General features: G+C 67.3%; 17 protein-coding genes. 6 read left to right on the top strand and 11 right to left on the bottom strand.

The window, feature by feature from the left end; translation table 11 throughout:
• Positions 1-59: 59 nt before the first annotated feature.
• The 4 genes from TS85_RS09750 to TS85_RS09735 all read left to right on the top strand — a co-directional run bounded on the left by TS85_RS09750 (position 60) and on the right by TS85_RS09735 (position 2,963).
• On the top strand, positions 60-503 hold the full coding sequence (locus tag TS85_RS09750; protein ID WP_044331891.1) for a host attachment family protein: 444 nt from the start codon (positions 60-62) through the stop codon (positions 501-503).
• 202 nt (positions 504-705) lie between these two features.
• Positions 706-1,485, top strand: coding sequence for a hypothetical protein (locus TS85_RS09745; RefSeq protein WP_227698745.1), 780 nt, complete (start codon positions 706-708; stop codon positions 1,483-1,485).
• 529 nt (positions 1,486-2,014) lie between these two features.
• Positions 2,015-2,479 carry an RNA polymerase-binding protein DksA gene (dksA, locus tag TS85_RS09740; protein ID WP_044331890.1) on the top strand — a complete coding sequence of 155 codons (465 nt, stop codon included), beginning with the start codon at positions 2,015-2,017 and terminating at the stop codon, positions 2,477-2,479.
• Positions 2,480-2,585: 106 nt separating this feature from the next.
• A complete protein-coding gene (locus TS85_RS09735; protein WP_044331889.1) occupies positions 2,586-2,963 on the top strand; it encodes a PilZ domain-containing protein in 378 nt (125 codons plus the stop codon).
• Between the two features lie 93 nt (positions 2,964-3,056).
• Here the strand turns inward: TS85_RS09735 and TS85_RS24605 are convergent, their stop codons facing one another.
• Entirely contained in the window at positions 3,057-3,209 is a 153-nt protein-coding gene (locus tag TS85_RS24605) for a YdcH family protein (RefSeq protein ID WP_077228545.1), read from the bottom strand.
• A 168-nt stretch (positions 3,210-3,377) separates the two neighbouring features.
• Here TS85_RS24605 and TS85_RS09730 point away from each other — a divergent pair, with 168 nt between their 5' ends.
• Positions 3,378-3,575 (top strand): DUF465 domain-containing protein, encoded by a 198-nt coding sequence (locus TS85_RS09730; protein WP_044331887.1) that lies wholly within the window; start codon positions 3,378-3,380, stop codon positions 3,573-3,575.
• Positions 3,576-3,694: 119 nt separating this feature from the next.
• Positions 3,695-4,129 (top strand): DUF1465 family protein, encoded by a 435-nt coding sequence (locus TS85_RS09725; protein ID WP_265102110.1) that lies wholly within the window; start codon positions 3,695-3,697, stop codon positions 4,127-4,129.
• A gap of 34 nt (positions 4,130-4,163) precedes the next feature.
• Here the strand turns inward: TS85_RS09725 and TS85_RS09720 are convergent, their stop codons facing one another.
• The 10 genes from TS85_RS09720 to TS85_RS24065 form a co-directional block, all read right to left on the bottom strand.
• Positions 4,164-5,108, bottom strand: coding sequence for an NAD(P)H-dependent flavin oxidoreductase (locus TS85_RS09720; RefSeq protein WP_044331883.1), 945 nt, complete (start codon positions 5,106-5,108; stop codon positions 4,164-4,166).
• A 102-nt stretch (positions 5,109-5,210) separates the two neighbouring features.
• A complete protein-coding gene (locus TS85_RS09715) occupies positions 5,211-5,618 on the bottom strand; it encodes a hypothetical protein (protein ID WP_044331881.1) in 408 nt (135 codons plus the stop codon).
• Positions 5,619-5,780: 162 nt separating this feature from the next.
• Positions 5,781-6,011, bottom strand: coding sequence for a hypothetical protein (locus tag TS85_RS09710; protein ID WP_044331879.1), 231 nt, complete (start codon positions 6,009-6,011; stop codon positions 5,781-5,783).
• Between the two features lie 125 nt (positions 6,012-6,136).
• Positions 6,137-6,766, bottom strand: a complete 630-nt coding sequence (locus tag TS85_RS09705) for a hypothetical protein (protein WP_044331878.1) — start codon at positions 6,764-6,766, stop codon at positions 6,137-6,139.
• A gap of 125 nt (positions 6,767-6,891) precedes the next feature.
• The gene (locus tag TS85_RS09700) at positions 6,892-7,869 is read right to left on the bottom strand and encodes a sugar phosphate isomerase/epimerase family protein (RefSeq protein ID WP_044331876.1); all 978 of its coding nucleotides are present in this window, start codon (positions 7,867-7,869) and stop codon (positions 6,892-6,894) included.
• A 16-nt stretch (positions 7,870-7,885) separates the two neighbouring features.
• Positions 7,886-8,848, bottom strand: a complete 963-nt coding sequence (locus tag TS85_RS09695) for a D-ribose ABC transporter substrate-binding protein (RefSeq protein ID WP_077228544.1) — start codon at positions 8,846-8,848, stop codon at positions 7,886-7,888.
• Complete coding sequence (locus TS85_RS09690; protein WP_227698744.1) at positions 8,845-9,585, bottom strand: DeoR/GlpR family DNA-binding transcription regulator; 741 nt, start codon at positions 9,583-9,585, stop codon at positions 8,845-8,847. The genes TS85_RS09695 and TS85_RS09690 overlap by 4 nt, the downstream gene beginning before the upstream one ends.
• Before the next feature lie 50 nt (positions 9,586-9,635).
• Positions 9,636-10,673: an ABC transporter permease gene (locus TS85_RS09685; protein ID WP_044331872.1), complete on the bottom strand. Its 1,038-nt coding sequence runs from the start codon at positions 10,671-10,673 to the stop codon at positions 9,636-9,638.
• On the bottom strand, positions 10,670-12,181 hold the full coding sequence (locus TS85_RS09680; protein ID WP_044331870.1) for a sugar ABC transporter ATP-binding protein: 1,512 nt from the start codon (positions 12,179-12,181) through the stop codon (positions 10,670-10,672). The genes TS85_RS09685 and TS85_RS09680 overlap by 4 nt, the downstream gene beginning before the upstream one ends.
• Positions 12,178-12,837 (bottom strand): DUF2291 family protein, encoded by a 660-nt coding sequence (locus tag TS85_RS24065; protein WP_162184709.1) that lies wholly within the window; start codon positions 12,835-12,837, stop codon positions 12,178-12,180. Before TS85_RS24065 ends, TS85_RS09680 begins: the two co-directional genes overlap by 4 nt.
• Positions 12,838-12,970 lie beyond the last annotated feature (133 nt).

The following is a 12,970-nucleotide window of genomic DNA, read 5'->3' as shown; positions in this document are numbered from 1 at the left end:
GGCGCAACCCTGGGGCTAGGCCCGGCGTTGGTAAGATATTGTCAAACAAGGAGACTGATATGCAAATTGCTCATGACGCCGTGGTCCTGGTGGCCGATGGCCGCAAGATGCTGTTCCTGCGCAACGCCGGCGACGCGACTCACCCGAACCTTCAGGTCGAGGAAAACCGCGAGCAGGACAGCGATGCGACGCGCGATCAGGGCACCGATGCGCCGGGCCGCTCCTTCTCCAGCGTCGGCCCGGGCCGCAGCGCCTATGAGCAGACCGATTTCCACCAGCTCGACGAAGACCGTTTCGCCGCCGAAGCCGCCGAGATGCTCAAGAAGCGCGCGCTGGGGAATGATTTCGAGTCACTGATCGTCGTCGCTCCGCCGCGCACGCTGGGCGAGCTGCGCAAACATTATCATGTGACGGTGAGCGACCGGCTGACCGGCGAGATCAACAAGGACCTGACCGGACACACCATCCCGCAGATCGAGGAAGCAGTGGCCAGCGCCGACTGAATCGGCCCCGGAGGATCAGGCGGTCGCCGCCTGGTCCTTCCTGCGCATCAGCCGCTTGCGCGCGACCAGCGCGGCGGCGGCGCCCCCGAACAACAGGATCATCGGCGGGGCAGGGACCGGCGCCGGACCGCCGGACGAGGTGCCGCTCGACCCGCCATGATGCCCGCTGGACCCGTGGCTGCTCGAATTCCAGCCGCTGGAGTTGCTCCACCCGCTCGAGTTGCTCCAGCCGCTCGACCCGCTCGACGAGGAGGATGTCGACGACGCGACACCGCTGGAGGTCGAGGTGGACGAGGAAACGCCGCTCGATGTCGAGGAGGAGGTGGACGACGAGGTCGAGGACGAAACCCCGCTCGACGTGGACGACGACACATCGCCGCTCGATCCGCCGCTCGATGTCGAGGAAGACACATCGCCGCTGCTGCCGCCGCTCGACGTGGACGAACTCGATCCGCCGCTCGAGGTGGACGAACTCGATCCGCCGGTGGACGACCCGCCGGTAGAGGAGGTCGAGCTGACCGCGCCGCTGGACGTGGACGAGGACGATCCGCCCGTCGACGAGGTCGAACTGACCGCACCGCTGGACGTCGAGGAGCCGCCGGTCGAAGTCGACGACCCGCCCGTGCTGGTCGATCCGCCGCTGGAGCTGGAGGTCGATGAGATTTCGATGTTGATCCCGCTGCTGGTCCCCGAACTGCTGCCCCCCGAACCGCCGGAGCTTCCGAAGAACCCGCCGGCGAAGAACCCGCCCATGAAGCCGCCGCCGCCCGATCCGCCGATCACGCCCGCGCTGCCCGATCCGCTCGCGCCCGAGACCGCCACGCCGCTGGAGGGGGGAAGCGGGATCGGCGCGCCCTGTGCCGTGAGCACGACCACCTGCGGCTGGCCCTGGCTGGTGGTCGTCGTGACGGTGCGGCGCACGACGCGGGGTGTGGTCCGGCGTACCGTCTTGCGGACGACCCGCTTCTTCGCGACGACATAATGCTTGGCGACGCGGGGCTGCTGGACGCGCTCGGAGACATAGACTCCGCTGCCGCCGACTACCGCGCCCCCGCAGGCGCAGGCGCAGAGTTTAGCCAAGGCCATGCGAACCGACATGCTATCCCCATTCTTCCTTTTGCCGGCACGCGCCCCCCGTCGGACCGTCCGCGCGGTTGCGCTACTGCTGCAGCGAAAGTGCAAAACAAAGCATTAAGTGCAAGCGCGTTAACCGCCATTAACCGTGATCTTTCGCCATTTCGGCACGGTCCGGCGGTGGAGTGATGGTTAATGTCCGATGCTGGCACAGCTTTGCCTCGCGCGGGCGCGCGGGCTGCCTTTCGAAACCGTAAATCGCCGCAGTTCCAGCCGTTTCGGTTCAGCATCGGCTAATTTCCCCCTCTTTATGGGATTTTAGAAGCGACGGGCCGCCGATTACCGCGCTTGTTTATAGCCTCTTGCGTCAGTATAGCGCGGGCGGGCAAAGGTCCTACCGGCGGCTCGGCTGTCGGTTCGACTGGGTGGAGAGTGGGATGGCAACGGTTTTGGATCGCTTCGACGAACCTGGTAAACCCCTTCCGTCGGCTGCCAATGATGGCGACGGATATCGTCCGAGCAGCGACGAACCTTTCATGAACCCGCGGCAGGCGGAGTATTTCCGCGACAAGCTGCTGGCATGGAAGGACGCGATTTACCGCGAGGCGGCGGGCACGCTCAACCAGCTACAGACCGACTCGCTGCGCGAGGCCGACCTGACCGACCGCGCATCGAGCGAGACCGACTGGTCGATCGAACTGCGCACCCGCGATCGCCAGCGCAAGCTGATCTCGAAGATCGACGCCGCGCTGCGTCGAATCGAAGAGGGCGAATATGGCTATTGCGAAGTCACCGGCGAACCGATTTCGCTCGCGCGGCTCGAAGCGCGTCCGATCGCGACGATGACCGTCGAGGCGCAGGAGCGCCACGAGCGTAACGAGAAAGTGTCGCGCGAAGAATAGTCCGAAACGACTTCGAAGCCGCGTACCTTTGCGTGCGGTTAACGGTTTTGACAGGGATTGCGGGTCTATTGGTGCGTGAGTTGCAATGGGCGTACGAGCACAGTCGATGGATCAATTTCCGAACGACCCCCTGAGCGCGATTTCCGCCGATGATTTCAACGGCCAGCGCAGCGGTTCCCGCGACAGCCTGTTGCTGGGCGCGCAGTTCCGCGTCGACGGCAGCGACGCGGTGGAGCAGGTCCGCGTCCGCAACCTGTCGCCCGGCGGGTTGATGGCCGAATATGCAGCACCCGTCGCGCGCGATACGCCCGTCGAGATCGAGGTTCGCGGCGTGGGCTGGGTGAAGGGCAAGATCGCCTGGGCTGCCGAGGGCAGGGTGGGCGTGGCGTTCGATATCGCGATCGACCCGTTGCTCGCGCGCAAGCCGGTGGGCAAGGGCGCGCATACGCCGGTCTATGCAAAGCCGATCGTCACGCGGCGCTGAACCATCCCACCTGGGCGTCGCCCGCCCTTCACGGCCTCGCCCGGAGTGCGGCCCGACGGCCACACCCCGGAACAAAGCCGTCGGAAGCGCCGCCTAGCGGCTCAGCTCCTCCTTGACGCGAAGCTTCCGCTTCTTCAATTCGGCCAGCAGGATCTGATCCGGTAACGGTCGCTGCGACTCGGTGGCGATTCGCTGGTCCAAGTTCGAATGCTTGGCCGTAAGTGCCGACAAATGCGCGCTATGCATGGAAGCGTTCCTCCTTCAAGGGCTACCGGGGGAACGAAATAGAACATCTTTCGCTGCGTTTGTCGTGCTCCGAATCATTACGTAGCGATGGCCTGCCGAAAAGCCGCGATGGTCCGTTGCCCAACCCGCCTGCATCGTGCAGGAAGGACGCCGCGGACGGGGACAGGCATGGACGCAGGCGAGATCGAACGGCGGCTGGATGCGCTGCGTACCGAACATCGGGATCTGGACGCGGCAATCGCCGCGCTGCTCGCGCTGTCGACGGCGGACCAGCTCCAGGCTGCGCGGCTGAAGAAGCGCAAGCTAAAGCTGCGCGACGAGATCGCGATGCTCGAGGACGAACTGATTCCCGACATCATTGCCTGACCGGGCGGCGCTCGATACGCTCCCGGAACGGGACGCAGTCTCTCCTATATTAAGCATTTCGTTGCTTCGGGCGCTGTGGCACCCAATTGCCCATGGTGGGGCAACCGGACACTTCGCGCATGCATCGCCGGCTGGTCGACTCGCTCTATGTCGAGGCGATGCTGCTTGCGGACGAGGCGCGCACCTATTTCGACGAGGCGGGGCGGTTCGAGCGCGACGTGCTCGCTCCGCTGGACCGCGTTTCGTTCTCGTGTGAGTCGCTGAAGGTGACGACGCGGCTGATGCACATCATCGCATGGCTGCTGACGCAGCGCGCCGTCGATTCGGGCGAGCTTTCGCCCGGCGATGCCCGCACGCCCTCGCGCCGGCTGGGCTTCGCCGCAGAGACCGACGGCGCGACGCTGGCGACAATGCCGCCCCAGGCCGCGACGATCATCGCGACCAGCACCGACCTGTATCGCCGCGTCGCCCGCATCGACGCGACCGCGGACATGCACCTGATCGTCGACAGCCCCGCGCGGACCATGATGCAGCGTCTCGCCGCGGCGTTTTGAGCCGCCGCCCGGCGCCGCTTCACTGAAACAGAGTCTAGCCGCAGATCGCCGCCTTCGCAGCCGCATAGTCATCGCGCAGCCGCGCGATCATCGTCGCGGCGGGCTCGACCTGGCGGACCGCGCCGATGCCCTGGCCCGACCCCCAGATATCCTTCCACGCCTTCGCCCCGCCGAAATCCATCGCGCTGGGGTCGCTGACCGGCAGATTGTCGGGGTCGAGCCCGGCGCGGACGATCGACGCGCGCAGGTAATTGCCGTGAACCCCGGTGAACAGGTTCGAATAGACGATGTCCTCGGCGCTGCCCTCGACGATGCCCTGCTTGTAATCGGGGGTCGCATTGGCTTCCTCGGCGGCGATGAAGGGTGAGCCGATATAGGCGAGGTCGGCGCCCAGCACCTGCGCCGCCAGGATCGCGCGCCCGGTGGCGATCGCGCCCGACAGGATCACCGGGCCGTCGAACCAGTCGCGCACTTCCTGGACGAGCGGGAACGGGTTGAGCTTGCCCGCATGGCCGCCCGCGCCCGTCGCGACCAGGATCAGTCCGTCGGCGCCCTTCTCAACTGCCTTGTGCGCGAACCGGTCGTCGATCACGTCATGCAGCGTGATCCCGCCCCAGCCATGCACGGCGTCGTTGAGTTCGGGCCGCGCGCCGAGCGACGTGATGACGATCGGCACCTTCCACTTGGCGCAGGTCGCGACGTCCTGCTCCAGCCGTGTGTTCGAGCGATGCACGATCTGGTTGACCGCGAACGGCGCCGCGGGCGTATCCGGGTGATCGCGATCCCATGCCGCCAGCTCCTCGGTAATCCGGTGCAGCCATTCGTCGAGCACCCCCTGCGGCCGCGCGTTGAGCGCCGGGAACGAGCCGACGATCCCCGCCTTGCACTGCGCGATCACCAGATCGGGCACCGAGATGATGAACAGCGGCGACCCGATCACGGGGAGCCGGAGGCGATCGAAGAGAGCGGGAAGAGCCATGCCGGAGTGATAGCGCAACCGGCAAGGCTGTCCATACCGGACTTTCCGACGCTACGGCATCGCGCCCCTGCGCTCCGTACCCAAAACCCGGAATCCCGCGACTCAGTCGAACGGGCGCTGCCACAGGACGAAAGTGTCGACGTCGGACGATTCGGTCGCCTCGGCCAGCCGATCGTGCCGGAACCCCGGCAGCGTCGAAAGCCGCGCGACCATCGCTGCCTGTCCCGCCGCGCCCAGTGGCGCCGAAAAGGCGAGGTCCTCGTCCTCCCCATAGAAGAGCCACCAGACGTCGAGCCCCGCGGTCCCGGTATCGCTGGCTTCGATCGCGATGGCGAACAGGTCGGCGAGCGCCACCGATCGGCGAACGCCCTCCGGATCGATCATCCACACATCGTCGTCGCCGCATCCCACCCGCCACGGCGTATCGGGTTCGAGGACTTCCGGCGCGGGAGGCGGCGCGGCCTCGGCTGGCGGCTGTACGCGTCGTTTGAACCAGTCGAAAAAGCCCATCGAATTTCCCCCCAGAATCGAAAGTCGCGCGCAACGCCGCCCGCGCGCAGGTCGGTCAGCCGCTGCGTGTCGCCTCCATCGCAGGGCTGTGTTGCGGCATCGCGTCGTGGACGGCGTGCGGTGGCGTCGCGGGGCGGTCCTCGGACGGGACGGGCCTTGCGATCAGAAGGGGGAGGTCGTGAAGGCTGCGGGGAGCGGGACGTGAAGCCCCAGCGCGAGCGCGAGCGCGACAGCGCCGAGCAGCACCGCGAGCGTCGAGGAGAGCGAGAACAGCCCCCAGCCGACCATCGTCACCATTTGCGGATTGGGGCGGTGTTCGCGCGCATTGCGCTGCATCGCCAGCAGAACGAACCCCGCGAGCATCGCGTACAGGAATACAAAGACGTCGGCCATCGAACCCACCCCAAATCTCCCCCGGCGATAGGGGTAGCGGGGCGCGGGGGACGCGGCAATGGCGGGGAATTGCGGATTGTCGCGCCGCAGCGGGCATTGGTCGCGAACCCGGTGTCGGCGCGCGATCAGCCATGTGCGGCATGCGCGCTGCCTTTCGCCTTGTCCCCGGGCTCTTCGATCGCCTTCGCCGCCTTGACCACCGCCGCCCGCCGCGTCTCGAAATCGAGCAGATCGACGCGGATGCTCCATTCGTTGCGGCGAAACTGTTCGAGCAGCGGCCCGACCAGCGCCTTGTTCGATGCCGCGATCAGGTCGGCCAGCATGTCCTGCAACAGCCCGTCGGTATAGTGGATCGGCTCGGCCCAGGCGTGGAATGCCTCGTACAGCTTGAGGTCGGGCCATGCGTCGAACCCCGGTTTCCCGACCTGCGCGATAAAGCCGAGCGGCAGGCGCAATTCCTTGCGCAGCCCGCGGATATAGGCCTGTGCCTCGGTAAAGTCGGCGGGGACCTGTTGCAGCCGGTCCTTGAACAACGTCACGATGGTCTGGCTGTGCCGCTCGACTCCGGTGCGGACGAAGCGCGCAAACGCCTTGCTTTGGCTGGTCGCGGGCGGCGCCGGGGTGGCCGCACGCACGATGCAGGCCGCGCACAGGATCGCCAGCACGAGCAGCCCGACCTGCGCCCAACTCGCCCAGTCGACCGGCGCGGCGGGGGCGGGGCCCGGCCCGGCGCGGAGCAGGAACGCGGCGATCATCGCCGCGCGCCCGTTCCGATACCCGCCTTGGCCCCCTGCATGCCTCTGCTCCGAATCGCCTTGGCGACAGGGTTAACAGAAAGCGTGCCGCCAGCCCAAGTCGTGACGAAGGCGTTTCGACCCGGTCAGCCGAACAGGGCCGACCGCGCCAGATTCAGTGCAGTGACGGCGTCCTGCTTCGCCTGCGCGGCGCGCATCGCGTCGAAATCGAGCCGGTTGAGTGCCTTTTCGATATGCTTGAGGAAACCGATCGCGCTCTGCGCCGCGCCGACGCAATCCTCGCGGAACGGGAACTGGTCGAGCTGCCACACGCCTTCCCACTTGTTCTTGCGCAGCGTGTAGAAGAATTCGAACAGCTCGATCGGGTGGACCGATCCGGCGATCATGTCGTCGTCCCATCCGCGCAGATTGTCGTTCACGTCCATCCCGAACAGCCGGCCATGGTCGATCGCGAGCTGCGCCGCGTCGGCGGGGGATTCGCCGCCGTACAGCGAATGGCCGAAATCGAGCAGGATGCCGACATTGGGCAGCCCGATCTTCTCGATCCCCAGCAAGGTGCGCGCGACGCTGTCGAAGCTCATATGGTTGCGCGGCTCGCGCGGCTTATATTCGATCACGAATTGCAGGTCGGGGTTCTGCTGCGCGAGTTCGCCGACGCCGTCGAGGCTGGCGCGCCACAGGTCGCCATGATCGACCTGGAACGGATAGTCCCAGCCATCCTGGCCCGGCCACAGCTTCACATATTTGGCGCCGAAGCGGCGGACGACATTGGCGGCGTCGTTGATCAGCTCGTTGGCGCGGCGGCGCACCCCCGGATCGGGATTGGTGAAGGCGCCCTTGGCGAATTCGCGGGTATAGATTTCCGGCGTGATCCCGATGACCTCGAGATTGTTGCGCTTGAGCGCGACATCGACGGCGTCGAGGCTGAGCTTGGGGTCGGCGAACGGATAGTTGATGTCGACCACCGACAGGTCGCCGACCTGGCCGGCCATGTCGATCATCTCGATCAGCGTGCGCGGCGGGCCATAGCCATCGGTCGCATAGCGATCGACATAGGTCGCGAAATGCCAGATCCCTGCGCCGAACTTCTGTTCGCTCGCCATCGCGTCTTCCTTCCGATTAGCGCCCGCTAAGGGCGAAGTTGTTGAGTTTGCGCGCATTGTCGCGCGTGATGAGGAAGCATTCCATCAGCTGCTTTTCGGGCTGGCCGGTGGACCCGGTCTTGAGGAAGCTGTCCGCCAGCTCGACGGCATATTGCGCCTGGCGAAAGGCGGGCTGGAGCACGGTCGCGCGCATCTTGCCCGCCAGGATCGCGTCGCGCGCGTCGTTCGACCCGTCGAACCCGACGACGGTCACGTCGCTGCGCCCGGCGCTGTCCAGCGCGGCGATCGCGCCCAGCGCCATCGTGTCGTTGCCGGCGATGATCCCCTTCACTTCGGGATGCGCCTGGAGGATCGACTGGGTGACGGTGAACGCCTGTGCCTGGTCCCAATTGGCGCTCTGGCGCGACACCATCTTCAGCCCCGGATAGCGATCGAGCACCGAATGATAGCCCTTGGAGCGGATGCCGGCATTGGTATCCGATTCCTTGCCGACCAGTTCGGCATAGGCGCCGGTGCCGCCCAGCGCGTCGGCGAAGCTTTCGGCGCCCAACGTCGCGCCCTGGTAATTGTTCGAAACGATCTGCGCGGCGGCGGCGCCGCGGCTGGTGATCTCGCGGTCGATCAGGAAGGTCGGGATGCCCGCGCTGCGCGCCTTGAGCACCGCCGCGACGCTGGCATCGGCACCGGCATTGTCGAGGATGATCGCCGCGGCGCCCTGCGCGATCGCGGTCTCGATCAGTTCGTTCTGCTTGAACGCATCGTCGCCATGCGAGAATTTGAGCGTGCGATAGCCGAGCGCCTTTGCCCGCATCTCCGCGCCCAGCGCCTCCTGCCCGAAAAAGGGATTGTCGAGCGACGGCGTGATGATGACGATCAGCTTGCTCGATGCCTTGCCGGGCAGCGCGAACAGCGCGACGCCGATCGCCGCCACCAGGAGGGCAAGCGCGATCCAGGCAACGGGACGGCGAAGCAGGGTCACGCGATCACCACCTTCACGCCTGCATCCTCGAAACCCTTGCGGTCGGCGTCGCCGATGCCGTCGTCGGTGACGAGCGTGTGGACCAGGTCGATGCCGCCCAATGCAGAGAAGGAGCGGCGCCCGATCTTGCTGCTGTCGGCCACCAATATGACTTCGCTCGCCGCGTCGATCATCGCCCGCTTGACCGAAATGTCGGACAGCGAGGGGAAGGTCAGCCCCGCCTCGATCGAGACCGCGGCGGTGGCGAGGAACAGCTTCTGCGCGAACAGTCCCTGGAAATAATCGGCCGATCGCTCGCCGCTCAGCGACAGCGTCGGCGCCTTGAAATGGCCGCCGGGCATATGGACTTCGAACGAGGGCAGCCCGCCCAGCATCAGCGCGATGTTGAGCGCGTTGGTGATGACGGTCAGCCCCTCGCGGCTGGTGAGGTTCGCGGCGACTTCGGTGGTGGTCGATCCGGAATCGAGGATCACCGTCTCGCCATCGCCGATCATCGCGGCGGCTGCGCGCCCGATCCGGCGCTTCGGGTCCATGTTGACGAGGTGGTGGAGCGCCATCGCCCGCACCTGTTGCGGCACCGATTTCAGGAACGCGCCGCCATGTTCGCGGACGATATGCCCCTCCGCCTCCAGCTTCTCAAGATCCTGGCGCACCGTTACTTCGGATACGTTGAAGGCTTCGGCGAGCGAACGCACGCGCGCGCTGCCTTCTTCCTGAAGCCATTCGAGTATCTTCATGCGGCGAGCCTCGCCGAGAAGCCCTTGTCCGCCCAATCGGCCCATTATGCTCATCTCCAGCTGCCCCGCGTCATGCGGAGCTGCAGCTGGTCTAGCATGACGGCACCGACAATCACTGCCCCCTTGATCACCATCTGCCAGAACTCGCTGATCCCCAGCATCACCATCCCGTCGCCCAGCGCGCCGATCACGCACGCGCCGATCAGCGTGCCGCCGATCGTCCCGCGTCCGCCGCTGAGCGACGCGCCGCCCAGCACGACTGCGGCGATCGCGCTCAGCTCGAACGTCTCGCCCGATGCCGGGTGCGCGGAGACCAGGTCCGACGCGACGATCAGCCCGACCAGCGCGGCGCAGGCGCCCGAAATGACATAGGCATAGATTTTGACGCGTCCGACGCGGATGCCCGACAGGAACGCCGCGCGCTCATTGCCGCCGACCGCATAGATGCGCCGCCCGAATGCCGTCCGCGCCGCCGCGAAGCTCGCCGCCACCGCCAGCAGCGCCAGCAGCAGCACCGGCACCGGGATGCCGAGCAGCCGCCCCGAGCCGAGAAAGGGAAAGCCCTGGTTGCCGAAATCGGCGCTGCCGATCAGATTGGGGAAGGTCGCGCCGTCGGACAGCAGCAGCGCGGCGCCGCGCGCGACATACAGCATCCCCAGAGTCGCGATGAACGGCGCCACGCCGAAGCGCGTGACGAGCACGCCATTGGCCACGCCAATGCACGCCCCCAGCGCGACCACGGCCAGGATCACCAGCGGGATCGACGGGAAGGCGACCAGCCCGAGCGGAGTCAGCTCTACCCCGTTGAGGATCAGCGCGCCCGCGACCATCCCCGACAGCCCGGCGATCGACCCCACCGACAAGTCGATTCCGCCGGTCAGCACGACGAAGGTCATCCCGATCCCCAGGATCGCGATGACCGCGATGTGCTTCGCCATGATCAGCGTGTTCGCGACCGACAGGAAATTCGGCGCCATCGCCGAGAAGAAAGCGAGCACCACGAACAGCGCGATCAGCGCGCGCAGCCGGATCAGCAGATCGAGCGCGCCGCGCTTCTGCGCCGCAGGGGTGTCGGCGGTGGTCGTCATGCGGCCTCGGCTATGCGGGAAGAGGGGGTATGGTTGGCGGCGCGGACCAGCGCCTCCTCGGTCGCCTCGGCGGCGCGCAGGTCGGCGGTGATCCGCCCGCCCGCCATCACCAGGATGCGATCGGCGGCGCCCAGCGCCTCGATCAGGTCGGAGGTCGAAAACAGGATCGCGATGCCCTGCGCCGCAAGGTCGCGCATCGCCGCGAAGATTTCCGCGCGCGCACCGACATCGACGCCGCGCCCCGGCTCGTCGAGCAACAGCACGCGGGGGCCGGGGAGCAGCGAGCGGCCGATCAGCACCTTTTGCTGGTTGCCGCCCGACAGCGTGCCGATCGGCGCGTGCGGCGAGGGCGCCTTGACCCCCATCCGCTGCATCATCGGCATCACCGATTCGGTCTCGCGCGCGGGCGACAACAGCCCGCGACGCAGCCGGTCGAGCACCGATACCGACAGGTTCTGCCCCACTGCGAAATTGTGGAACAGCCCCTCGGTCTTGCGATCCTCGGGGACATATTGGACGCCGCGTGCAAGCCGGGCGCGCAGCGGCAGCGATGCCAGCTCGACCCCCTCGACGCGGATCGAACCGCGCGATTCGCCCGCGCCGCAAATCGCCTCGAACAGCTCGGAACGCCCTGCGCCAAGCAGCCCGTACAGCGCCGTGATCTCGCCTGCATGCGCGGCAAAGCCGACTCGGTCGACCGCCAGCCCGCCGCTCGCGCGCGGCACCGACAGGTCGTCGACGCGCAGCACTTCGGGACCCGCCACGACGGCGTCGCGCCGCCGGGGCATCGCCTGATCGCCCAGCATATGCCCGACGATCCAGTCGACCGAGAATTCGCCGCGCCCGGCATAGGCGACGCGGCGCCCGTCGCGCAGCACGGTGACATGGTCGCCGATCCGCACAATCTCTTCCAGCCGGTGCGAGATATAGACGATCGCGACCCCCGCCGCGCGCAGCTCGCCGATCACCGCGAACAGCCGCTCGGTCTCCGCCGCGCTCAGCGCCGAAGTCGGCTCGTCGAGGATCAGCACGGATACGTCGCGCGATAGGGCGCGGGCGATCTCGACGATCTGCTGCTCGCCGACGCGCAGCGCGCCGACCGGCGTCGCGGGATCGATCGCCGCGCCCAGCCGCGCGAGCAGTTCGGCGGCCCGCGCGCGCTCGGCGCGCGGATGCAGCGCCAGTCCGCCGGCGATGCCGCGATCGAGGAAGATATTCTCCGCGACGCTCAGATTGGGGCAGAGGCTCAGTTCCTGGTGGACGATCCCGATGCCATGCGCCGCGGCGTCCTGCACCGAACGCAGCCGGATCGGCGCCCCGTCGAGCAGCAGACTGCCGTCGTCCGGCGTCTCGACGCCCGCGATGATCCGCATCAGCGTCGATTTGCCCGCGCCATTTTCGCCGATCAGCACGTTGACCGCGCCGCCATGGATGTCGAGGTCGACATCGCGCAGCGCGTGGACTGCGCCATAGCGCTTGACGATGCTGCGCGCGGCGATGCGAATCATCGCGCGGCGTCTCCGCCGCCGATGCGCGCGATCTCAAAGGGGGTGATCGCGATCGGATCGCCCGGCGCGACGATGCTCGCGACGCCGCGGAAGCGCACGCGGTCGCCGACGCGCAGGCTGCGGAGCGTCGGCTGGAGCGGGCGGAGCGCGCGCTCGGTCAGCTCGGCGCCGACTTCGGCATAGGCGATCTGGTCCGAGAACCCGTCGAAGCGGATAAAGGGCAGCGCGTCGCGAATCGCGCTGCCGCTGATCACCGGCCCGGTCAGGATCGTCGCGCCGCCGCCGGGCGTGTCGATCGTCAGCGTACCGCGCGGCTGGTCGGTCCGGGCTTCGCGGACGACGGCCTCGCCCTCGACGACGAAGGTCCAGGGCGAACCCTCGCCCGCGCGGCGGCCCTGCTCGGCGCCGAAACGGTCGAGATCGGCGGTCCGCACCGCGTCGATCGCGACGGTGCGCGCGGCCAGCGCCGGGCGGGCGCGGCTGTCCCAGATTTCGGCGACATAGCGCGTGGCGTCGAACGACCCGCTGCTCCGCTCGCGCAGCATCCGCGCCTCGTCGATCGGCAGCAAGGTGCACCCGCCCAGCAGCGCACAGGCGAGCAGGGCGCCGCCTGTGCGCGCATAACCCGATCTGTTAGGCCTTGGGGGGTGAGCCATCCCGCGCATCGTCTCCATTTGCGCGGCTCTGCATGGCCGCGGCGTGCCACTGGTTAGTCAGGCAGACGCAGCGATGTCAAACAGAGTCGTTGCGCTATGAAAGGAAAAAGCTAAAGAAACGAAAGAAAACGCA

Origin of the sequence: Sphingomonas hengshuiensis (genome assembly GCF_000935025.1) — a bacterium.
Classification (GTDB): domain Bacteria; phylum Pseudomonadota; class Alphaproteobacteria; order Sphingomonadales; family Sphingomonadaceae; genus Sphingomonas; species Sphingomonas hengshuiensis.
Note: the sequence above shows the minus strand (reverse complement) of the source record. Positions and strands in the feature narration are given on the sequence as shown.

Coding starts and splice junctions, on each gene's coding strand:
- TS85_RS09750 (WP_044331891.1), top strand. CDS start 60: ATGCAAATTGCTCATGACGCCGTGGTCCTGGTGGCCGATGGCCGCAAG.
- dksA (WP_044331890.1), top strand. CDS start 2,015: ATGGCAACGGTTTTGGATCGCTTCGACGAACCTGGTAAACCCCTTCCG.
- TS85_RS09735 (WP_044331889.1), top strand. CDS start 2,586: ATGGATCAATTTCCGAACGACCCCCTGAGCGCGATTTCCGCCGATGAT.
- TS85_RS24605 (WP_077228545.1), bottom strand. CDS start 3,209: ATGCATAGCGCGCATTTGTCGGCACTTACGGCCAAGCATTCGAACTTG.
- TS85_RS09730 (WP_044331887.1), top strand. CDS start 3,378: ATGGACGCAGGCGAGATCGAACGGCGGCTGGATGCGCTGCGTACCGAA.
- TS85_RS09725 (WP_265102110.1), top strand. CDS start 3,695: ATGCATCGCCGGCTGGTCGACTCGCTCTATGTCGAGGCGATGCTGCTT.
- TS85_RS09720 (WP_044331883.1), bottom strand. CDS start 5,108: ATGGCTCTTCCCGCTCTCTTCGATCGCCTCCGGCTCCCCGTGATCGGG.
- TS85_RS09715 (WP_044331881.1), bottom strand. CDS start 5,618: ATGGGCTTTTTCGACTGGTTCAAACGACGCGTACAGCCGCCAGCCGAG.
- TS85_RS09710 (WP_044331879.1), bottom strand. CDS start 6,011: ATGGCCGACGTCTTTGTATTCCTGTACGCGATGCTCGCGGGGTTCGTT.
- TS85_RS09705 (WP_044331878.1), bottom strand. CDS start 6,766: ATGATCGCCGCGTTCCTGCTCCGCGCCGGGCCGGGCCCCGCCCCCGCC.
- TS85_RS09700 (WP_044331876.1), bottom strand. CDS start 7,869: ATGGCGAGCGAACAGAAGTTCGGCGCAGGGATCTGGCATTTCGCGACC.
- TS85_RS09690 (WP_227698744.1), bottom strand. CDS start 9,585: ATGAAGATACTCGAATGGCTTCAGGAAGAAGGCAGCGCGCGCGTGCGT.
- TS85_RS09685 (WP_044331872.1), bottom strand. CDS start 10,673: ATGACGACCACCGCCGACACCCCTGCGGCGCAGAAGCGCGGCGCGCTC.
- TS85_RS09680 (WP_044331870.1), bottom strand. CDS start 12,181: ATGATTCGCATCGCCGCGCGCAGCATCGTCAAGCGCTATGGCGCAGTC.
- TS85_RS24065 (WP_162184709.1), bottom strand. CDS start 12,837: ATGGCTCACCCCCCAAGGCCTAACAGATCGGGTTATGCGCGCACAGGC.